The 20,046-nt window shown below is 72.9% G+C and carries 17 protein-coding genes; 5 read left to right on the forward strand and 12 right to left on the reverse strand.

Annotation, left to right across the window (positions count from 1 at the left end; all coding sequences use genetic code 11):
• Nucleotides 1–38: 38 nt before the first annotated feature.
• The 11 genes from ACZ4VA_RS29505 to ACZ4VA_RS29555 form a co-directional block, all read right to left on the reverse strand.
• On the reverse strand, nt 39–788 hold the full coding sequence (locus ACZ4VA_RS29505) for a spherulation-specific family 4 protein (protein WP_355782288.1): 750 nt from the start codon (nt 786–788) through the stop codon (nt 39–41).
• Nucleotides 776–1,735 (reverse strand): NAD-dependent epimerase/dehydratase family protein, encoded by a 960-nt coding sequence (locus ACZ4VA_RS29510; RefSeq protein WP_355782285.1) that lies wholly within the window; start codon nt 1,733–1,735, stop codon nt 776–778. Before ACZ4VA_RS29510 ends, ACZ4VA_RS29505 begins: the two co-directional genes overlap by 13 nt.
• Before the next feature lie 142 nt (nt 1,736–1,877).
• Nucleotides 1,878–2,993: a hypothetical protein gene (locus ACZ4VA_RS29515; RefSeq protein ID WP_468083240.1), complete on the reverse strand. Its 1,116-nt coding sequence runs from the start codon at nt 2,991–2,993 to the stop codon at nt 1,878–1,880.
• A gap of 773 nt (nt 2,994–3,766) precedes the next feature.
• Nucleotides 3,767–5,512 carry a DUF3492 domain-containing protein gene (locus ACZ4VA_RS29520; RefSeq protein WP_468083096.1) on the reverse strand — a complete coding sequence of 582 codons (1,746 nt, stop codon included), beginning with the start codon at nt 5,510–5,512 and terminating at the stop codon, nt 3,767–3,769.
• A 190-nt stretch (nt 5,513–5,702) separates the two neighbouring features.
• Nucleotides 5,703–7,733, reverse strand: coding sequence for a dipeptide ABC transporter ATP-binding protein (locus ACZ4VA_RS29525; protein ID WP_468083098.1), 2,031 nt, complete (start codon nt 7,731–7,733; stop codon nt 5,703–5,705).
• Nucleotides 7,730–8,746 (reverse strand): ABC transporter permease, encoded by a 1,017-nt coding sequence (locus ACZ4VA_RS29530; RefSeq protein ID WP_468083100.1) that lies wholly within the window; start codon nt 8,744–8,746, stop codon nt 7,730–7,732. Before ACZ4VA_RS29530 ends, ACZ4VA_RS29525 begins: the two co-directional genes overlap by 4 nt.
• The gene (locus tag ACZ4VA_RS29535) at nt 8,743–9,735 is read right to left on the reverse strand and encodes an ABC transporter permease (RefSeq protein WP_468083102.1); all 993 of its coding nucleotides are present in this window, start codon (nt 9,733–9,735) and stop codon (nt 8,743–8,745) included. Before ACZ4VA_RS29535 ends, ACZ4VA_RS29530 begins: the two co-directional genes overlap by 4 nt.
• Nucleotides 9,736–9,739: 4 nt before the next feature.
• On the reverse strand, nt 9,740–11,458 hold the full coding sequence (locus tag ACZ4VA_RS29540; RefSeq protein ID WP_355781596.1) for an ABC transporter substrate-binding protein: 1,719 nt from the start codon (nt 11,456–11,458) through the stop codon (nt 9,740–9,742).
• Nucleotides 11,459–11,629: 171 nt separating this feature from the next.
• Nucleotides 11,630–11,722: an Ms4533A family Cys-rich leader peptide gene (locus tag ACZ4VA_RS29545; RefSeq protein WP_355781599.1), complete on the reverse strand. Its 93-nt coding sequence runs from the start codon at nt 11,720–11,722 to the stop codon at nt 11,630–11,632.
• 56 nt (nt 11,723–11,778) lie between these two features.
• Complete coding sequence (locus tag ACZ4VA_RS29550) at nt 11,779–13,269, reverse strand: DUF3152 domain-containing protein (protein WP_468083242.1); 1,491 nt, start codon at nt 13,267–13,269, stop codon at nt 11,779–11,781.
• 149 nt (nt 13,270–13,418) lie between these two features.
• Nucleotides 13,419–14,444, reverse strand: a complete 1,026-nt coding sequence (locus ACZ4VA_RS29555) for an alpha/beta fold hydrolase (protein ID WP_355787765.1) — start codon at nt 14,442–14,444, stop codon at nt 13,419–13,421.
• Between the two features lie 213 nt (nt 14,445–14,657).
• Here ACZ4VA_RS29555 and ACZ4VA_RS29560 point away from each other — a divergent pair, with 213 nt between their 5' ends.
• From ACZ4VA_RS29560 to ACZ4VA_RS29575, 4 genes are all read left to right on the forward strand, one after another.
• Nucleotides 14,658–14,876: a hypothetical protein gene (locus ACZ4VA_RS29560; protein ID WP_355787768.1), complete on the forward strand. Its 219-nt coding sequence runs from the start codon at nt 14,658–14,660 to the stop codon at nt 14,874–14,876.
• A gap of 168 nt (nt 14,877–15,044) precedes the next feature.
• Nucleotides 15,045–15,686 carry a TetR/AcrR family transcriptional regulator gene (locus ACZ4VA_RS29565; protein ID WP_355787771.1) on the forward strand — a complete coding sequence of 214 codons (642 nt, stop codon included), beginning with the start codon at nt 15,045–15,047 and terminating at the stop codon, nt 15,684–15,686.
• Between the two features lie 142 nt (nt 15,687–15,828).
• Nucleotides 15,829–16,056, forward strand: a complete 228-nt coding sequence (locus ACZ4VA_RS29570) for a DUF3107 domain-containing protein (protein WP_355787774.1) — start codon at nt 15,829–15,831, stop codon at nt 16,054–16,056.
• Nucleotides 16,057–16,221: 165 nt separating this feature from the next.
• On the forward strand, nt 16,222–16,491 hold the full coding sequence (locus tag ACZ4VA_RS29575; protein ID WP_355787777.1) for a hypothetical protein: 270 nt from the start codon (nt 16,222–16,224) through the stop codon (nt 16,489–16,491).
• A gap of 99 nt (nt 16,492–16,590) precedes the next feature.
• On the opposite strand, the gene ACZ4VA_RS29580 is transcribed toward ACZ4VA_RS29575, so the two are convergent.
• The gene (locus ACZ4VA_RS29580; RefSeq protein WP_355787780.1) at nt 16,591–17,340 is read right to left on the reverse strand and encodes a ferritin-like fold-containing protein; all 750 of its coding nucleotides are present in this window, start codon (nt 17,338–17,340) and stop codon (nt 16,591–16,593) included.
• A 469-nt stretch (nt 17,341–17,809) separates the two neighbouring features.
• Here ACZ4VA_RS29580 and ACZ4VA_RS29585 point away from each other — a divergent pair, with 469 nt between their 5' ends.
• Nucleotides 17,810–20,041: a DEAD/DEAH box helicase gene (locus tag ACZ4VA_RS29585; protein WP_468083112.1), complete on the forward strand. Its 2,232-nt coding sequence runs from the start codon at nt 17,810–17,812 to the stop codon at nt 20,039–20,041.
• Nucleotides 20,042–20,046: the final 5 nt, after the last annotated feature.

A 20,046-nucleotide genomic window follows, 5' to 3' on the forward strand; every position in this document is an offset into this window, starting at 1 on the left:
GGGAGGTCGTTCTCCCCGTAACACTGCCACGCCCTTCTTCATTCCGAGACACCCGTTCCGACTCGCGAGACGATCTCGTCCCAGTAGCCGGGCATGCTCGCGTAGGGGTCGGCGCGGCCGCCGTGGTCGAGGCGGTCGGTGAAGTAGATCGTCGACGCGCCCTGCCAGCGGGCGATGCGCAGGGCCTCCTCCAGGTGACCGCGGGGTACGCCGTGCACGAAGTGGCAGAAGCGCTCGGGCGGATAGTCGGCCGTCCACTCGGCCACCTGCGACCAGCGGTAGTCGGTCCAGGGGCCGGAGAAGGTCACCAACTGGTCGGCGTTCTCGGCGTATCCGGGGTAGGGGTGCGTGCCGTGGCCGAAGACGATGTGAGCTTTGTCGCGCAGCGCACGCAGTGTGGTCACGGTGCGGCGGATCTCGGGAAGCGCGGTGCGCTCGGTGGGACAGCGGTCCAGGTAGAAGCCGTCGGCCTTGTACCAGTCGAGGTAGCGGTGCGCGTCGGAGACGAGTTCCCCGAAGGTGCGGGCGCCGTAGGCGGCGTCCAGATGCCCCAGGACGCGGACTCCGGCGTTGCGCAGCCGTCCCGTCGCCTCCAGGCAGCGCGGGTCGGGGCGGGTGCCGGGCCCGTCGGCGACGTTCAGGACGACCCAGTGCAAGGGGGTGCCGGGGCGGGCGAGCTCACCCCATTCGAGCGGGGCGACGAGGGGGTGCGCGTAGCCGGGGATGCCGAAGCCGACGCCCAGACCGGTGCGTGCGGTGCCCGCCGCGGAGCGGGTCAGATACGGCATGCCGCCTCCATCCAGATGTCGGCGAGGGATTCCTCGAGGTTGATGCGGGGACGCCAGCCGAGCCGGTCGCGCGCGGTGCGGACGTCGGCCTGCTGCCAGCTGCCGCAGCCGTCCGGGTACGGGAAGGCGGCGGCCGGCACGTGGTCGGGTTCGTTGCGGGGATGCACGATGGACGGCCGCAGTGGGCCGGGCGGTCCGTCGAGCTCGTGCAGCGCCCCGCCGTATCCGGCCACCCGTGCGAGGACGGCGGCGGCGTCGCGGAGGCGGACGGCGCGTCCCGAGCCGATGTTGATGACGCCCTGGGCGGCGGAGAGGGAGGCGGCGTGGACGGCGCGGGCGACGTCGCGGACGTCGATGAAGTCGCGCTGGACGCCGAGTCCGCCGAGCTTGAGTTCGCCGTCGCCGGACTGCATGGCGCGGCGCATGGCCTCGGCGAGGCGGCCGAGGGGGGACCCGGCGGGGGTGCCGGGGCCCGCGGGCGAGAAGACTCGGAGGACGACGGCGTCCAGACCGGAGCCGAGGACCAGTTCGGTGGCGGCGAGTTTGCTGACGCCGTACGGACCGCCGGGGCGCGGTACGGCGTCCTCGGCCGTGGAGGAGCCGGGCTGGCTCGGCCCGTACTCGGCGCCGCAACCGAGCTGTACGAGCCGTGCCCCACAGCCGCTACGGCGCAGGGCCTCGCACACGGTGGCGACGGCGACGGTGTTGTGCCGGGTGAGTTCGCGGGCGCCGCCGCGGGTGGCGCCGGCGCAGTTGACGACGACTCCGGGGTGCACCGCGTCCAGGAAGCGGGTGAGGGCGCCGGGGCTGCCCGAGGCGAGGTCGAACCGTACGTCGGCGTCGTCGCCGCGGCCGAGCGCGGTGAGCTGGACGGCCGGGTCGGCGAGCAGCCGGTCGGCGACGAAGCGGCCGAGATATCCGTTGGCTCCGATCAGCAGGACCCTCATCGGGCGGCTCCCGGGGCGGACTCTCCGGTTCGGGAGGTGATCATCTGGCGTTCTCCTTCAGGGGTGGTGCCGTGGATCGGGAGTAAGGCCCGCGGTGTCGGCCCCGCGGGAGACAAGGGGGTGCTCGGGCCGGAAGCCGGCCTCACGGTGTCGCTCCGGCCGGTGTCGCGTGGGCCGAGGCGCGGGTCAGGGTGCGGGTGGCGTGGATCAGGAGGACGAGGGCCGCCGTCCCGCACACGGCCGCCGGGACGGCCCCGGGTCCCCCCGCGGCGACGACGGCCTCGACCGGTACCGAAAGGAGGGAGCAGCCGGGGAGGCGGCCGGCGAAGACGGACGACAGGGCGGTCGCCTCGGCCGCGCCCGCCGCGGCGAGCACGACGGCCGGGGCGTGGGTGAAGCCGTGCGCGGTCAGGAGCCGGGCGAGGAGGAGCAGTGCTCCGAGGGCGCCGGCTCCGGCGTACGCGGCGGGCTCGCCGAGCAGAGCCCCGCACACGGCGAGCAGGACGCCGACGGAGCAGAGGAAGAGCCCGAATGTACCCAGGAGCAGGGGCTTCACGGAGTCGGCGAACTCCTCCAGGCCGCGGCTCGCGGTGAGCCGGCGCCGGGCGCGTACGGCGAAGAGGTGGGCGCACCAGGCCGCCGGGGCGCAGGACAGGGTGAGGGCCAGGACGGGTGCGACGGCCAGGGGCCAGGGCCCGTCGGGGCCGCCCTCGATGCCGGCGTCGAGCAGTCCGTCGCCGACCAGTGCGTACGTGAGGAGCCAGCAGATCCAAGCGCGGGAGGAGTTGCGGTCAGGGGCCCTGAGGGGTCCCCGGCGCAGGGCCGCCCGCAGGCCGATCGCGACGGCCAGGACACCGGCGGCGGCCACGGCGAGGCGCGGCTGCCCCTCGGTGAGGCGCAGTCCTGCGACGGTCGCCGCGCAGAGGGCGCCCGGGAGCAGGGCGAGCACGGCCCAGCGGGCGGGGGCGCCGGGAGCGTCGGCCGTCTCGGGCCGTGCGGTCGGCTCCCCGTCGCGGGGCACGCGGGCGTACATCTCCTCCGCCAGCGAGAACACGTCCCGGTGCCGGAAGCGGGCGGCGGTCCGGTCGGTCACGCCGTGCGCCTCCAGGCCGGCGGCGATCTCCAGCGGGTCGACGGCGCGTTCGCAGAGTTCGCGGTGCCGGTGCATCAGGGCCTTCACGGGGTCGACGGCACCCCGACGGCTCACGGCCCGCTGCGCCACACCGAGGCCCCCACGGAGCCCGGCGCCGCCGCTCACTCCGGCGCGGCCTTCGGCTCCGGCACCCGACGCGGCTTCGGCGCCCACTCCGACTCCGGCGTGCCCGTCTAGCCCGGCGCGTCCGCGCACTCCGGCGCCGCCGCCGACTCCGGTCGGGCCTTCGAGCCCGGCGACCGAATCGGCTTCGACGACATGGCCCGCCGTTTCGAGCGGACCAAGCGTCTCCAGAGGTACTGCCTCACCGAACCCACCGGGCTCCCCAGTCACCTCCGCAGCACCAAGCCCGCCGAGCCCGTCGGCAACCTGGCCCCCGCCAGGCCGACCGAACGGCGCCGTCCCTACGACCTCACCGAAGTCACCGGTCGCCTCAGCCACTTCCGCTGCATCGAGCCCACCAAGCCCACCAAGTCCCCCGAGCCCGTCAGCAACCTGGCCCCCACCGAGCCGACCCGGCCCTTCCAGAGCTACCGCCTCACGGAACCCACCGGTCGCCGCAGCCACTTCCGCAGCACCGAGCCCAGCGAGCCCGCCGAGCCCGTCGGCAACCTGGCCCCCGCCGAGCAGCCCCAGCCCTTCCGGAGCTACCGCCTCACCGAACCCACCGGCGTCCTCCGCCAAGTCCTCTGCCGTAACCCCACCAAGTCCGCTGAGCCCCTGAGCAACGGCCCCCGCATCGAACCGGCGCAGTTCCTCCGCACCCGAGGCCCCACCGGCTCCGCCCGCTCCCCCGGCGAGCTCCCCCAGCTCGCTCGGTCCGCTGCACGCGCCGGAGTTGGTCGTACTGTTCGCCCCGGTCATCTCGCCCGCTCCGCTCATCGCACGCCCTCCCCGGCAGGGACCACCTGGGGGGCCGGGACGGTCACCGTGGCGCGTACCGGTGCGCCCGCCGCCCAGCGCGGCCGGCCCGCGGCCATCAGGCGGGACTCGGTCCAGCGGCCGGGCACGTGGGCCTCGGCGGGGACACCGAAGGGCAGCGGTTCGCCGGCCTCGTCGACGACGACCCGGCGTACCGGGGAGTGCGAGACGATCTCCAGGTAAATGCCGTGAAATGCCGCGATGTTCTGCTCGACGGTGAAGAGTTCGAGGGCGCGGGCGCGGGCGGCGGCGCCGAGCCGCTCACGGCGCTCGGGGTCGCGCAGCAGCGCCACACACGCCTCGGCGAGCGCCCGCGGATTGCGCGGGGGCACCACCAGCCCCGTACCGCCGATGACCTCGACGACCGCGCCGACGTCCGTGGAGACCGTGGCGCGTCCGCAGAACATGGCCTCGACCAGGCTGATCGGGAAGCCTTCGACGACGCTCGACAGGACGACGACGGCTCCCGCCGCGTACGCCTCCGCGAGGGTCGGGACCTCGGGGCCGCCGATCTCCTCGAAGGACACGGGGTTGTCGCCGACCGCGTGCACGCCCTCCGCCTCGTCGGGGAAGAGCTGCGCGGCCAGGGCCTTGCAGTGGCCGAGGTAGGCGGTGCCCTCCGCACCCGCGGCGGCGCCGACGATCCGCAGCCGCGTCTTCGGTTCCTCCCTGCGGATCTCGGCGAAGGCGTGGAGGAGGGAGATGAGGTCCTTGGCCGGTTCGATGCGGCCGACCCAGACCAGCGTGTCGGGGTCCGCGCCGGCGGCGCCCTCCGGGTTCTCCCCGACCTCGGCGAAACGGGAGGCGTCCATGCCCGGGTAGACCGTGCGCAGCTTGGCGCGGTCGGCGCCGCAGCGCTCCTGCCAGCGGCGGGCGTGCGTGTTGCCGGGCGTGATGAAGGAGGCCCGGCGGTAGACCTCGGAGGCGAGCCTGCCGTGGAAGGCGGCGAGCAGCGACCGCACCGCCGGGGGTGCCTGGGTCGACGCGAGGTAGTGGGCCCGCAGTTGTACCCCGTACTCGGTGACGAGGAGCGGGACGCCGGAGAAGTGGTGTGCCAGCAGCCCGGGCAGCGCGGCGGAGCCGCCGGCGGCGGCGTGGCACAGGTCGACCGAGCCGAGCCCGTCGTCCTCGTACCAGTCGAGGGAGAGGGGGCGCAGCGCCCGTTCGATGTGGGCGGCGACGGCGAGCAGGTCGGGCACCCGGGCGGTGCGGGCGGGCCGGAGTGCGCCGGGCGCACGACAGGCACGCTCCAGGGCGCGTACGGCGACCTCGGACCGCAGGGCTCCGACCAGGCCGCCCTCGTCCCGGGCGAGTTCGGCGAGGGCGTACAGCGCGTTGCCGAAACGGTCCGCCTCGACGCCGTCGGCGGTTTCGGAGCCCTCGGGGGACCCTGCCGCGCCGGTGCCGGAGGGTCCGGCGCAGACCACCGCTGCCAACTCGGCGTACGCGTCGGCGAAGCGCCTGCGTGCCCGTCGGCCGTGGACCACGCCGTCGCCCTCGGCCGTCCACAGGGGCGCGGTCCGCACCCGGCTGACCTGGGGCGGGAGTTCGATCCAGCCCTCGTCCTCCTGCCGCTCGCTGCGGCTGAGCGCGTAGATGTCGAACTCGTGCTGCCCGAGCCCGCGTACGAGCCGGTCGCACCAGAGCCTGGCATCACCGCTCACATACGGATAGCCACCCTCCGTAAGCAGTCCGATGCGCACGAGTGCACCCCCGATCTCCCGTATGGGGAGCCGCCGTTGGCCCGGCGGCTCGCAGCGGGACGAACGTATGCGGACAAGGCGGTGGCGCGACGGACGGTTGTCCATCGCGCCACCAAAAGGGGTGAACGGTCGTAACTTTCCCGCGCGGTCGGCGTTCCGTCGCGCTAAGGGATCATGCGGTCACATTCCGTCAGACCGCGGTCAGTTCCCGCCGGGCGGCCCGGCGCCGCGCCGCGACCTGCGGATCGAGCGCCGGTACGGCGGCGAGCAGCTGCCTGGTGTACGGGTCCCGCGGGGATTCGTACACCTCGTCGACCGGGCCCTGTTCGACGATGCGGCCGCGGCTCATCACCGCGACCCGGTCGCTGACCCGGCGCACCACCGCGAGGTCGTGCGCCACGAACACCAGCGCCAGCCCGAGTTCGCGCCGGAGTTCGCCGAGGAGGGCGACGACCTGGGCCTGCGTGGTGACGTCGAGCGCGGAGACCGGCTCGTCGCACACGATGACCCGCGGCTCGGCGGCGAGGGCCCGTGCGATGCCGACCCGCTGGCGCTGTCCGCCGCTGAACTCGTGCGGGTAGCGGTCGTAGTGCGCCGGTTCGAGCCCGACGCGCTCCAGCAGACCTCGCACACGCCCCCTGATCAGGTCCTCGTCCCGCTCGCCCCTGGCCCGCAGCGGATCGGCGATCGACTCGCCGACGCTGCGCCGGGGGTTGAGGGAGGAGACGGGGTCCTGGAACACCATCTGCACGGCCGGACCGACGCCGGAGCGGGCACGCCCCTGGTACCGGACGGAGCCGGCCGTCGGCTCCAGGAGGCCGACGAGCATGCGGCCCAGCGTGGTCTTGCCGCTGCCGCTCTCACCGACGATGCCCAGGGTCTCGCCCCGGTGCACGGTCAGCGTGACGTCGTCGACCGCCGTGAACCGGTGCTTGCCGCGCCCGAACTCGCGCCGCAGGCCCACCGCTTCGAGGACGACCTCACCGACGGCACCCGGCCCACCACCGGAACCGGACGCGGACTCGGACGCGGACTCGGCCTCGGACGCGGACTCGGCCTCGGACGACGTGCCCGCCCCACCGGACGAGGACTCGACCGACTCACCTGGCCCTCCGGACGAGGAACCAGCCGACCTGCCCGCCCCTCCGCCCGAAGGCCCGGCCGATGCCGATGTGCCCAGCGCTCCGGCCGAAGGCTTAACCGACGGCGCCGGAACACGCACCCGAGACCCGGCCCCCCGGGACTCGTGCGCACCGGGACCGCCCACTCGCGGCTCGTCCACCCGTGGGACCGCACTCAGCAGTTCCCGGGTGTACGCCTCCCGCGGGGCCCCCAGCACCGCGCCGACCGTTCCGTGTTCGACCGCGCGCCCGTGGCGCATGACAAGGACGTCGTCCACGCTCTCGGCGGCGACGCCGACGTCGTGCGTGACGAGCAGCAGCCCCATCCCCGTCTCCTCCCGCAACGTGTGCAGCAGGTCGAGGATCTGGGCCTGGACGGTGACGTCGAGGGCGGTCGTCGGCTCGTCGGCGATCAGCAGGTCCGGCTCGCACGCCAGGGCCATCGCGATCAGCGCGCGCTGCCGCATGCCCCCGCTGAACTCGTGCGGGCGCGAGCGGGCCCTGTGTGCGGCGCCCGGAATCCCGACCCGGTCGAGCACGGACACGGCACGCGCGCGGGCGGCCCGCCGGGACGCCCGGGTGTGCACCCGGTACACCTCGGCGATCTGGTCGCCGACGGCGTAGTACGGGTCGAGGGACGAGAGCGGGTCCTGGAAGACCATCGCGGCCTTCGCGCCCCGCAGTCGCCGGAGTTCCTCGTCGGATGCCGCCCCCACGTCCACTCCGGCCACGCGCAGCACCCCGCCGACGCGCGCGCCCGTGCCGCGGTGCAGCCCCAACAGGGCCGACGCCACAGTGGACTTACCGGAGCCGGACTCGCCGACCAGGCCCAGCGCGGCCCCCTTCTCCAGCCGGAAGGACACCCCGTCGACGGCACGCAGCTCCCCGAACGCGACTGTCAGATCACCGACTTCGACGAGGCTGTCGCCCGTTCTCCCGTCACGCGGGTCGGCCCCGGCGGCGGAAAGGGCACTCCGCTCACCGCCGCCGGAACGCTCACCGCCGACAGAGGCATGGACGTCACGGCCGGAACCCGTACCATCGGGCCCCGCCTTGTGGTCCTCCCCGACCGGGCCCCGGTCGGTCTTCCCAGAGCTCATGAGAGCACCACCCGTCGGTCCGCCACCGCGAACAGCACGTCCGCGACAGCATTGGCCACAACCACGAAGAAGCCGGTCACCAGGACCATGCCGACGACCACCGGCAGGTCGACGACCTTCACCGCGTGCACGAGTTCGCGCCCGAGGCCGGGCAGACCGAACATCGTCTCGGTGAGCACGGCGCCGCCGATCGCCGACCCGAAGTCGTTGGCGCTCAGGGCGATGACCGGCGCGACGGCCCCGCGCAGGGCGTGCCGTCCGATGACCGACCGTTCGCCGACGCCGTACGCGCGAAAGGTCCGCACGGGGTCCTCGGCGAGCGTCTCCAGCATGGCGGCGCGGGTCAGCCGGGCGTACTTGGCGGCCTCGATCACCGCGAAGGCCAGCCACGGCAGCAGCAGGTTCCAGGCCCACTGCTCGGGGTCCTCGGTGAAGGGCACGTACTGCGGGAAGGGCAGCAGCTGGAGCTGCCCGCACACGACGATCATCAGGACCAGGCCGATGACGAAGACGGGCGTGGCCGTGCCGGCGAGTGTGATGCCGGTCAGCAGCCGTTCGCTGATCCGTCCGCGCCGCCACGCGGAGAGCACTCCGGTGCCGACGCCGAGGATCAGCCAGAGCACCATGGCGCCCAGCACGAGGGAGAAGGTGACCGGCAGCTTCGCCCAGATGAGCTGCGTGACCTGCTGGTCGCTCTGGTACGAGAGACCGAGGCAGGGCGCGCCGCAGTGCCGCACGGAGGTGCCCGTGGAGTAGTCCTGGCCGGCGAAGATGCCCTGGAGGAAGTGCCAGTAGCGCAGGTAGAGCGGGTCGCCGAGCTTCAACTGCTCGGCCACCTGGTGCACTTGGGCGGGCGAGCAGCGCGGGCCGCAGGTGATCTGCGCGACGTCGCCGGGGGCGACGTAGAACACCGCGTAGATGATGACGGTGATGGCGAGCAGGGTGACGACTGCTCCGACCAGCCGGCGCAGGGCGAACCCGGCGAAGCCGGCCGTGAAGGGGACCGCGCTCATGCCTTCGCCTCCCGCCTGCGTCCCGTGCCGACGCGCAGCCGGGAGGCGGCGCGCGGGTCGAGCGCCGTCCGCACACCGTCGCCGAGGACGGTCAGGGCGAGCACCGTGACGAACAACGACCCGGCGGGGAGCAGCAGATACTGCGGTGCCGCCTGGTACCAGACGTCGGCCGCGGTGAGCATCTGCCCCCATGAGGGCGTCGGCGGTTTCACGCCGACGCCGAGGAAGCTGAGCGCCGCCTCGACGGTGATGTTCATCGGGACGAGCAGGGCGGCGTACGTGATGACGGGCGCGGCGAGCGCGGGCAGCAGCTCGCGGCGGGCGACCCGCCAGGAGCCCCAGCCGCTGAGCCGGGCCGCCGCCACGTAGTCCAGCTGCTTGAGGGTCAGGGTGTGCGCGCGCACGATCTTCGCGATCGATCCCCAGGCCACGAGCCCGATGATCAGCGCGACGAGGACGGGCCGCGGGAAGCCGCCGGGCACGATCGCGAGCAGCGCGAGGGCCACGATCATGAGCGGCATCGCGATGATGACGTCGGTGGCGCGGCTGAGCAGCTGGTCGACCCAGCGGCCGCCGAGGGCGGCGGCGACGCCGACCACGACGCCGATGAGGACCTGTACCAGCGTCGCCGCGAGCGCGACGCCGAGGGAGACGCGGGCGCCGTAGACGAGTCGGGCGAAGAGGTCGCGGCCGGTCTGCGGTTCGACGCCGAGCCAGTGGTCGCCGCTGACTCCGCCGAAGGAGCCGAGGGGGACGCCGCCGCGCGCCGAGTCGATCAGCGAGGGGTGGTAGGACGTCGGGTCCTGCCCCTCGATCGCCGTGAGGAGCGGTGCGACGAGCGCGACCAGGACGAGCAGCGCCACGACGGCCGCCGCCACGAGGGCGGAGCGCTGGGCACGCAGCCGCCCCCAGAACTGTCGGGCCCCCGAGACCGCCGGGACGGACGGATCCGTCCCGGCTGCCTCCGAGACCACAAGGGCCTCACTCATCTGACTACTTCACCGCGACCTGGGAGATGTCCAGCACGCCGGTCCAGTCGCTGATCACGATGTTCTTGACGTCCTTGCCGTACAGGCGCTTGTAGACGGGGTGGAACAGCGGCACGGTCAGCGCCTGCTCGCCGATCTTCTTGTCCAGCGCGCCCCAGCGCTTCGCCGCCGCGTCGAGGTCGGTCAGCTTGTTGATGGCGTCGATCTCGTCGTTGACGGACTTGTCGTTCAGGAAGCCGGTGTTGAAGTTGGCGCCGTCCTTGACGATCTGGCGGCCGTCGAAGATCGGGGCGAGGAAGGGGCCGCCGGAGGGCCAGTCGGCTCCCCAGTGGGCGAGGAAGAAGCCGGGCTCGGTCTTGGCGCTGTGGATCTTGTCGGCGTAGTCGTTGTCCTCCAGGCCCTGGAGCTTGACGGTGATGCCGGCCTTCTTGAGGGCGTCCTGGACGGCGGTCGCGATCTCCGGGCTGGTCTCGAAGTCCTTGGCGTTGGAGTGGGTGAGCGTGACCGTGAGCCCGTTCTTGTGACCGGCCTCCTTCAGCAGCTCCTCGGCCTTGCCCGCGTTGCCCGACTTGCCCGCGGGGAAGTGGTCGTACGGCGTGTAGCCGAAGGACTTCTGGTCGGGCAGGTACGTGGTCGCCGGCTCGGCGAGGGAGGAACCGCCGGCCGCGTTGATCACCGACGAACGGTCGACGGCGTACGAGATCGCCTGGCGCACCTTCGGGTTGTCGAAGGGCTTCACCTTCGGGTTGAAGGCGATGTAGTTCGTGTAGCCGAAGTGCCCGGTGCCGACGCGCGAGGCGAGTTCCTTGTCGCCGCTGACCTTGGCGAGTTCGGCGGGACCGAGGTTGGTGTCCGTGGTGACGGCGGCACCGTCCGCGCCCTGGGACGCCGAGAGCCGCTGGTTGATCACGGAGGAGTCGAGCCCGGACCGTACGTCGATCTTGTCGGGGTAGGCCTTGCGCTCCGCGTCGGTGGCCGCCGACCAGTGGGTGTTGCGCTCCAGGATCAGCCGCTCGCCGTCGTTCTCGTTCTTGACGACCTTGTACGGGCCCGAGGAGACGGGGTGCTCCTCGTACTTGGTGCCGGTGTCCTTGGCCTTGGGGACGGGCGTGAACTGAGTCTGCGTGGCGAGGTAGGGGAACTCGCCCTCGGGCTTGTTGAGCCGGAAGACGAGGGTGCGCTCGTCCGGCGTCTCGATCGAGTCGAGGCCCTTCTTGTCCTTGTACGGCCCCTGGTAGTCGGCGCCGCCGATCAGCCAGTCCCGCAAGTAGGGGGCGCCGCCGGAGAGTTCGGCGGCGAAGGAGCGCTCGATGCCGTACTTGACGTCGGCGGAGGTGATGGCGCTGCCGTCCTCGTACTTGAGGCCCTTCTTCAGGGTGTACGTCCACACGGTCGCGTTCTTGCTGGGGCGGCCGGTGTCGGTGGCGAGGTCGGGGACGACCTCGGCGCCGGCCGCGCCGTCCTCGCGGTTGCGGGTGGTGAGGGTGCGGAAGACGAGCGAGGGGACGTTACCGCCGCCGGAGGTGTAGAGGCGCGCGGGGTCGAAGTCCTCCTGCGGGTTGGCGTTCAGGACCGTCAGCGTGCCTCCCTTCTGCGGCTCGGAGCCGCCTCCGGTGCCCTTGGCATCGTTGTCCTCAGGACCGCAGGCGGCGGCACCCGCTGCCACGACCAGGCTGACGGACACCGCGGCCACGCGGCGCGCTATGAGGGACGGTTGACGCATCGGAAGACGACCTCTCGGGGAATGTCTCGTATGGCGAGACGAAACGACACAGAGTGAGACGAACATGTGCAGAGCTCGCCCCGGGCGTCGAAGTGCGCGTCGAGAGAACGGCCGTGAAGGACAGACGGAACCCGAAGAAGGGGAACGTGACGCACGCGCCGGGGGCGGGCGTCAGCGACAGTGAATGTCGGCCACGCAGAGCGCGGTCACACCGATGAGCGCCAGCTCAAGGGCGGCGCAAGCGGAGGCGTGACGAGGCGACATGCGGAGAAATATGAACGAACTTTCGTCCGATGTCAACGCGGCTTCCGGGGCCGGTGTCAACTCCCGGGATACTGCCAGGGGTTGGCCTTGCAGTGGATTCCGTCGTGGTCGAGGAACTTGGTCTGCTGCTGCATGACGGGCGCGAGGTCGCCGTCCTTGCCGCAGGTCACATGGCCGTAGCCGAGCCGGTGACCGACCTCGTGGTTGATCAGCATCTGGCGATAGGAGTGGATCCGGTCACCGTAGGTCTCGGAGCCCTGGGCCCACCGGTAGGCGTTGATCATGACGCGGTCGGTGGCCGCCGAGTCGCACGACACGTTGTCCTCGGTGGTGTCGAGCCCGGACTTGGCACACCAGTCGGCGGTGGTGCCGGGACTCGCCAGCGTGATCACGAAGTCCGGCTCGCCGGAGGAGATCCGCTCAAAGGTGCGGGCCCCGTCGTGCGCCCAGCTCCGGTCGTCGTTCAGGGTCTTCTGCACGGCCTCGGCGAAGAGCTCCGCGTCCAGCCCGAGGCCCTGCTCCACGTCGACCCGGTAGGTGTACTTGCGTCCCTTGCCCGGCGCCTTGTCGAAGCCGAGGACGGCGTCGAACTTCCCCGACCCCGTGAACTCCGCCCCGAGCGCGTACCTCTCCGCCATCTTCTGCTCGTACGTCAGCGGTGCCACGCTCGGCGTCCCGGTGGGCGTGGGACGGCGGTCGCCGCGCGAGGCGGAGTCCCGGGCGTCCCGGCCACCGGCGCCGGCCGCCTGCGCGCGCACGGTCTTCTCCGCACGCCCTTCGGTGACCTGCCCGGCGACGACGACCGCCAGCACGGTCGTGACCGCGGCGGCCGCGATCCCCGCGAACGTCCGGCCCCTGCCGCCGCCTCTGCCCTTCTCCGGAAGCCCCGTCTCCGGGAACACCGGCCCGCCGCGGCCGGCGCCCGCGTCCGGGAGGGCGGACGCGGCCGGCGGACCGGCGGCGCGCACGCCCCCGGTGCCGGGCGCGAAGACGTCGTCGTCCTCGTCGAAGGCGTCGAGATAGGTCTGTCGTGGGCCGCCTGCGCGGACGTCCTCACGCTGTGGCGGTATCCGCGGCCCCGACCGTCCGCCGGGCGCACCCTGCGGCAGGTCGAGGGAGACGCCCTGAGGCGCCGCGAGGGGCAGACCCGGCGCCGTGCCGTACCCGGGCCCGGCGGTCGGCCGCGCCCCGGTCCGCAACTCGCCCCAGCCGCCCCCGATCTCGTGCTGCTCGGGGTGCCCGCCCCGCACCGGGGACGCTCCCCGCGCGGGAGCGCCGTCGGGCAGCCGCGGCACACCACGCGCGGGTGTGCCGTCACCGAAACGAGGTACTCCGTGAGCGGGCGTCCCGTCGGTCAGACGGGGCATCCCGTGCGCCGGTGTCCCGTCGGAGAAACGCGGCACGCCGTGCGCCGGCGTGCCGTCGGGCAGACGAGGTACTCCGCGAGCCGGCGTCCCGTCGGAGAACCGGGGCACTCCGTGAGCGGGGGTGCCGTCGGGCAGACGTGGCACTCCGCGCGCGGGGGTGCCGTCCGGCATCCGGGGCATCCCCCGGGGCGGGGTCCCGTCCCTGCGGGGCTGCGCCGCCGCTCCGGCCGGGGGCAGCACGACTCTCGGAACGGACTGCTTCTCCTCGGCCTTGCCGCCGGTACCGTTCTTGTCGGCCCGCCCGCGGCTGTGACGTCCCACGCCCCGCCTCAGCTCCCCGCGCTCGCGCTGCCGACCCCGTCCTTCGCGGCCGGGGTGTCCGTGACCGCCGACCCGTCCAGCTCGCCCGAGTCGACCAGTAGTTCACGGAATGCCGTGGCCACCGTATCGGGATACTCCATCATCGCGACATGGCCCGCATCCGGAAGGGTCAGCAGCCGGGAGTCGCGGAAGGCCCGGGCCGCCCGCTGGGCCATGCGGTACCCGACCAACTGGTCCCGGCCGCCGTAGACGAGCAGCGTGGGCGCGAGGACCCGTTCGGCCTGACGCCAGAGCCCGTGCTGGCCGCCCAAGGTGTACGCGTTCACGATGCCGCGCGTGGAGCGGGCCATGGCGTCCCAGAAGTAGGGGAGCGCCAGCCGCCGTTCCATCTCCTCGACCGCGTTGCGAAAGCCTTCGGGCGTGACCATGGAGGGGTCCCCGTAGCAGAGGGCGGTGACGCCGCGTACGCGCTGCTCGGCGGTCCAGCCCTTGGTGAACCGGGTGAACAGGGCCGCGACGCCGGGCAGCGCCAGCGCCGCCGTGGGCCACGCCGAGCGCTGCGCGCGGATCTCCGGGAGCGCGGGCGAGACGAGCGTGAGGGTGCGGACGAGGTCGGGACGTACGGCGGCGACGCGCGTCGTGATCGCTCCGCCGAGCGAGTTGCCGAAGAGGTGCACCGGCCCGCGCCCGGAGGCGTCGAGATAGCGGATCACCGCGCGCGCGTGCCCGGTGACCGAGTAGTCCCCGTCGTCCGGCGGCGGTGAGTCCCCGAAGCCCGGCAGGTCCAGTGCCTCGCTGTCGACGAGCTGGTCGAGCAGCGGCATCAGCGCCGACCAGTTCTGTGAGGAGCCGCCTAGTCCGTGCACGTACAGCGCCGGCGGCAGTCCGCTCCGGGCCGGCGGCCGCGACCGCACCGTCAGGGTGACGCCCGGCAGGCCGACCGACCGCAGCCGCTCCCCCTCCGCGACCCGTACGGAACCGACCCTCGGTGTGACGGTGGAGGCCAGTACGGACGGCAGCTCGGTCGAAGACATGCGGGCAATGTTACGAGACGATCACGTACTGGTTCATGTGTTCGCCGTCACAGGAGGCGGGGTACCGGGGCGGGGCCCGGGCGCCGCGAAAGCACGCCGAATCGCATCGCGTCCGGATCAGGTGTCTCCTAGGCTCGAAACAGGGCACCCATATGTGATCCCTGCTTCGCAGCGCGCAGGGAGTACGAGCACGTTCCAGGAAGGGAGCCCGCCATGGCCATCGACCCCACGGATCCGGAGACGTTCGAGGACGAGGAGACGACTCCCGGGATCGACGAGGAGACCCCGGAGGCCGACGCCGCCGAGCAGCACAAAGAGGTGGCCCCGGACCGCGACGACCCCCTCACGGGCGCCGACCCGGCCAGCGCCAACGAGGCCGACCTCGCCGAGCAGGCACGCGTCGTCACCCTCGACGAGGACGACTACCGTTGACAGGGAGGCGGACGCACTGACCGCCGTGCCCCCCTTTGCCGCCCTCTGCGTGGCTATCGCCCTTGTCCGGTCCGTGAAATTGTGCGTCCTCGGCGCGCACACGGGGGTTACCGAAAAGTACGATGGCGGCGCGGCGCACACCGCATGTGGACGATTTTGGGAGGCGGCGTGACAGCCATCGAGCAGACAGAGGCGGCGCGCCCGCGGGGCACACGCCTGCCGCGCCGTGCCCGACGCAACCAGCTCCTCGGCGCGGCCCAGGAAGTCTTCGTCGCGCAGGGGTATCACTCGGCCGCGATGGACGACATCGCCGAACGCGCGGGCGTCAGCAAGCCGGTTCTCTACCAGCACTTCCCGGGCAAGCTCGACCTGTACCTGGCCCTCCTGGACCAGCACTGCGAGTCGCTGCTGGAGGCGGTGCGCACGGCGCTGGCCTCCACCTCCGACAACAAGCTGCGGGTCCGCGCCACGATGGACGCGTACTTCGCGTACGTCGAGGACGACGGCGGCGCCTTCCGGCTGGTCTTCGAGTCCGACCTGACGAACGAGCCGGCGGTGCGCGAGCGCGTGGACCGGGTCACGGTGCAGTGCGCGGAGGCCATCTGCGACGTGATCGCCGAGGACACCGGCCTGTCCCGGGCCGAATCGATGCTGCTGGCCTCCGGGCTGGGCGGTCTCGCGCAGGTGGTGGCCCGCTCCTGGCTGCACAGCGACCGCAGCGTGCCGCGCGATCAGGCGGTCCAGCTGCTCACGTCGCTGGCCTGGCGCGGCATCGCCGGCTTCCCGCTGCACGGCAGCGAACAGCACTGACGTACGGCGGGCGCGTTTGTTCCCGTCCGCTGTTCGCTGATGGCGTTCTCGGACGGAACGTGTACGTCCCCTCACCGGGCTAATGTGTGCAGCGTACGGCGCGAGCAACGCGCACATCACTGACCGTCGGAGGGACAAAGCCGTGGAGGTCAAGATCGGCGTGCAGCACGCGCCCCGCGAGATCGTTCTGGAGAGCGGTCAGACCGCCGAGGAGGTCGAGCACGCGGTGTCCGAGGCGCTGTCCGGCAAGTCGGCGCTGCTGAGCCTCGTGGACGACCACGGCCGCAAGGTCCTGGTCCCGGCCGACCGTCTCGCGTACGTGGAGCTCGGCGAGCCCACCGCGCGCAAGGTGGGCTTCAGCGCGCTCTAGCAGAGAGTGCAAGGGGCCCGGCGGCATCGGCCGCCGGGCCCCTTTCTCATGACCTGAACTGCACAGACGGAGCACATCTTCCGCACAGGGGAGGGTTGCTTTCCGGCCCTCGGGGGTAGATCGACTACGACCGATTTGCCCCAGCCGTGCGGGAGGGAACCCACGATGTTTTTGGAAGCGCTCGGCTCCGCGATCCTCGGTCTCGCCCTCGCCTGGGCGGCGGCGTACCGCCTGCCCCACCGGCTCCCCACGCGCAGCCTGGTGCTGTCGACGGGCGTCGCGGGAGCACTCTTCGGAGCCTTTCTGACCCACAGCGCGCTCGGTCCCGGCCACTTCTCGCTGACCCTCGTCGGCGCGGTCGCGGTCTCGGCCGCCTCGCTGTCGCTGCTGCTCCGTCCGGCGGAGCGCTTTCGCCGCCGTTCGGCGCCGGCGTAGGACCGCCGCCGGCCGGACCCCGCGAGGCCGTCCGCGTCACCGTTCATCGAGCCGCCGGAAGCCACCGGCGGCTCGACGGCCGTCCGCGTCCGGGGACGCTCAGGCCGCGAGGCCCAGGGCGGCCATGCGCTTGGTGTGGGCCTCGGTGATCCGGGAGAACATCCGGCCGACCTCCGCGAGGTCGAAGCCGTCCGCGACTCCGCCGACGAGCATGGTCGACAGGGCGTCACGGTCGGCGACCACCCGCTGCGACTGGGACAGCGCCTCGCCCATCAGGCGGCGGGCCCACAGGGCGAGCCGGCCGCCGACGCGGGGCTCGGCGTCGATCGCTGCCCGGACCTTCTCGACGGCGAAGCTGGCGTGCCCGGTGTCGTCGAGGACCGCGAGGACGAGCGCGCGGGTGTCGGTGTCGAGACGCGCGGCGACCTCGCGGTAGAAGTCGCTGGCGATGGAGTCGCCGACGTACGCCTTGACGAGTCCCTCCAGCCAGTCCGAGGGCGCCGTCTGGCGGTGGAAGCCGTCGAGCGCGGCCACGAAGGGCTCCATCGCCCCGGTCGGCTCCGCGCCCACGGCGGACAGCCGGTCGCGCAGCTGCTCGAAGTGGTGGAACTCGGCCGACGCCATCTTGGCCAGCGCCGCCTTGTCGGACAGCGTGGGTGCCAGCTTGGCGTCCTCCGCGAGCCGCTCGAACGCCGCCAGCTCGCCGTACGCGAGCGCTCCGAGCAGGTCCACGACCGCGGCGCGGTACTGGGGGTCGGCGGAGGCCGTGTCCCAGTTCTGCGCGGCGACTCCGGTGGCCGCGGGAGTGGCTTCGGCGGGGGTGGCAGCGGCGTTGTCAGGCGTCGTCATGAAGCGCACAATAGCCCGCTCGCCGCGCCACGGAAGTCCCTGGTCAATCAGTGTGACGACGACCATGTGACCAAATCGGCCATCGCGTGTGCGCGATTCCGGGGTATGGTGGTAATGCGCCCGGCGAGTCATTCGACGGGCCGCGTGAATGAGGATGCCCGGTCGGTGGCCCGATCGGCTCCGACCCGACAGACCTCCACGTCCGTACGGCACCTTGCGTACGACACCCGGAGGAACCCTCAGCGGTACGAGCGCTCGAGCGTCGGCAGTGGTCCCATGCCACTCGGCCAGCCCGCAAAGCGGCCGACGTCCCCGGCACGGTCCAGACACGACCCCCGCGCTCGCCTCGCACCGCGTTCACAGAAGAGGCAGCACCCTGACTACGACTTTTCGAGACCTCGGAATCCTTCCCGAGACCGCCGAAGCCCTTGAGGCCGTCGGCATTCTCAACCCCTTCCCCATCCAGGAGATGACGCTCCCGGTCGCCCTCACGGGCAAGGACGTCATCGGACAGGCCAAGACCGGCACCGGCAAGACGCTGGGCTTCGGTCTCCCGCTCCTGGAGCGCGTGACGGTCCCCGCGGACGTCGAGGCGGGCCGCGCCCTGCCCGAGCAGCTCACGGAGGCCCCGCAGGCGCTCGTCGTCGTCCCGACACGTGAGCTGTGCACCCAGGTCACCAACGACCTGCTGACCGCGGGCAAGGTCCGCAACGTGCGCGTGCTCGCCATCTACGGCGGCCGTGCCTACGAGCCCCAGGTCGAGGCCCTGAAGAAGGGCGTCGACGTGGTCGTCGGCACCCCCGGCCGCCTGCTGGACCTCGCGGGCCAGAAGAAGCTGAACCTGAAGCACATCAAGTCGCTCGTCCTCGACGAGGCCGACGAGATGCTCGACCTGGGCTTCCTGCCCGACGTCGAGAAGATCATCAACATGCTGCCGGCCCGCCGTCAGACGATGCTGTTCTCGGCCACGATGCCGGGCGCCGTCATCGGCCTGGCCCGCCGCTACATGTCGCAGCCGACGCACATCAGCGCCACCTCGCCGGACGACGAGGGCGCGACGGTGCGCAACACCGCGCAGCACATCTACCGCGCGCACAACATGGACAAGCCGGAGATCGTCTCGCGCATACTGCAGGCCGACGGCCGCGGTCTCGCGATGGTCTTCTGCCGCACCAAGCGGACGGCGGCCGACCTCGCCGACCAGCTCCAGCAGCGCGGTTTCGCGTCCGGCGCGGTCCACGGCGACCTCGGCCAGGGTGCCCGCGAGCAGGCGCTGCGCGCCTTCCGCAACGGCAAGGTGGACGTCCTCGTCTGCACCGACGTCGCCGCCCGCGGTATCGACGTCGAAGGCGTCACGCACGTCATCAACTACCAGTCCCCCGAGGACGAGAAGACCTACCTGCACCGCATCGGCCGTACGGGCCGCGCGGGCGCCAAGGGCATCGCGGTCACGCTCGTCGACTGGGACGACATCCCGCGCTGGCAGCTCATCAACAAGGCGCTGGACCTCGGTTTCCCGGACCCGCCGGAGACGTACTCCACGTCCCCGCACCTGTTCGAGGAGCTGAAGATCCCGGCCGGCACCAAGGGTGTCCTGCCGCGCTCCGAGCGCACCCGCGCGGGCCTCTCCGCCGAGGTGGTCGAGGACCTGGGTGAGACCGGTGGCCGCGGTCAGCGCACCGCCCGCGGTGGACGCGCCGCCGCCGCGCCGGTCGCGGAGCGCGACAGCGAGCGTGAGCGCCCGGCGCGCACGCCGCGCCGCCGCCGCCGTACGCGCAACGGAGCGCCGCTGGAGGAGACGTCCGCGTCCGCCGCGGTGACGCCCGTCGAGTCCGCCGGGACCACGGAGGCCACCGAGCCGCGTACCCCGCGCCGTCGCCGCCGCACCCGTAACGGGGCCGGCGCGGAGCCGGTCGCGGTGACCGAGGCCGTGGCCGAGCAGCCGTCGGCCGAGGCCGCTGTGGACACGGCCGAGGGTGTCACCGAGGAGAAGCCGCGCCGTCGCCGCACCCGCAGGGCCGCGGAGACGACGGCCGTCGAGGCGCCCGCCGCCGAGGTCGCCGGGGTCGTGGAGACCACCGAGCCCGAGGCCAAGCCGCGCCGCCGCACCCGGAAGGCCGCCGATACCGCCGAGACCGTGGTCGACACGGCCGAGGCCGCCACGGAAGCCCCCGCGAAGCCGCGTCGCACCCGCGCCAAGGCCGCGCCGGTGACGGAGGCCGCCGAGACCGCCGTGGACACCGCGGAGGCCGCCGAGGCCAAGCCGAAGCGCCGTACCCGCAAGGCCGCGGTCGCTACCGTCGACGCCGAGATCCCGGCACAGACGGCCGACGAGCCCGAGGCCAAGCCGCGCCGCCGCACCCGCAAGGCCGCCGAGACCGCGGTCGACACGGCCGAGGCCGCCACGGAGGCGCCCGCGAAGCCGCGTCGCACCCGCAAGGCCGTCGCCACGGCCGCGGACGCCACGGCCGAGGTCGCCACCGAGGCCGCGGAGGCCAAGCCGCGCCGCAGCCGTGCCAAGGCCACGACGGCGGCGGTCGCCGAGACCGCCGGGGAGCCGCAGCCGAAGCGGCGTCCGCGCAAGGCCGCGGTCGCCACCGTCGACGCCGAGATCCCGGCGCAGACGGCCGACGAGCCCGAGGCCAAGCCGCGCCGCCGCACCCGCAAGGCCGTTGCGGCCACGGAGCCCGCGGACAGCTGATCCCC

Source organism: Streptomyces sp. NPDC028308, from assembly GCF_055565855.1.

Bases quoted from the DNA above. Each gene is read 5' to 3' on its own strand.
- ACZ4VA_RS29505 (WP_355782288.1), bottom strand. From the start codon at position 788: ATGCCGTATCTGACCCGCTCCGCGGCGGGCACCGCACGCACCGGTCTG.
- ACZ4VA_RS29510 (WP_355782285.1), bottom strand. From the start codon at position 1,735: ATGAGGGTCCTGCTGATCGGAGCCAACGGATATCTCGGCCGCTTCGTC.
- ACZ4VA_RS29525 (WP_468083098.1), bottom strand. From the start codon at position 7,733: ATGAGCTCTGGGAAGACCGACCGGGGCCCGGTCGGGGAGGACCACAAG.
- ACZ4VA_RS29530 (WP_468083100.1), bottom strand. From the start codon at position 8,746: ATGAGCGCGGTCCCCTTCACGGCCGGCTTCGCCGGGTTCGCCCTGCGC.
- ACZ4VA_RS29535 (WP_468083102.1), bottom strand. From the start codon at position 9,735: ATGAGTGAGGCCCTTGTGGTCTCGGAGGCAGCCGGGACGGATCCGTCC.
- ACZ4VA_RS29540 (WP_355781596.1), bottom strand. From the start codon at position 11,458: ATGCGTCAACCGTCCCTCATAGCGCGCCGCGTGGCCGCGGTGTCCGTC.
- ACZ4VA_RS29545 (WP_355781599.1), bottom strand. From the start codon at position 11,722: ATGTCGCCTCGTCACGCCTCCGCTTGCGCCGCCCTTGAGCTGGCGCTC.
- ACZ4VA_RS29550 (WP_468083242.1), bottom strand. From the start codon at position 13,269: ATGCCCCGGATGCCGGACGGCACCCCCGCGCGCGGAGTGCCACGTCTG.
- ACZ4VA_RS29555 (WP_355787765.1), bottom strand. From the start codon at position 14,444: ATGTCTTCGACCGAGCTGCCGTCCGTACTGGCCTCCACCGTCACACCG.
- ACZ4VA_RS29560 (WP_355787768.1), top strand. From the start codon at position 14,658: ATGGCCATCGACCCCACGGATCCGGAGACGTTCGAGGACGAGGAGACG.
- ACZ4VA_RS29575 (WP_355787777.1), top strand. From the start codon at position 16,222: ATGTTTTTGGAAGCGCTCGGCTCCGCGATCCTCGGTCTCGCCCTCGCC.
- ACZ4VA_RS29580 (WP_355787780.1), bottom strand. From the start codon at position 17,340: ATGACGACGCCTGACAACGCCGCTGCCACCCCCGCCGAAGCCACTCCC.
- ACZ4VA_RS29585 (WP_468083112.1), top strand. From the start codon at position 17,810: ATGACGCTCCCGGTCGCCCTCACGGGCAAGGACGTCATCGGACAGGCC.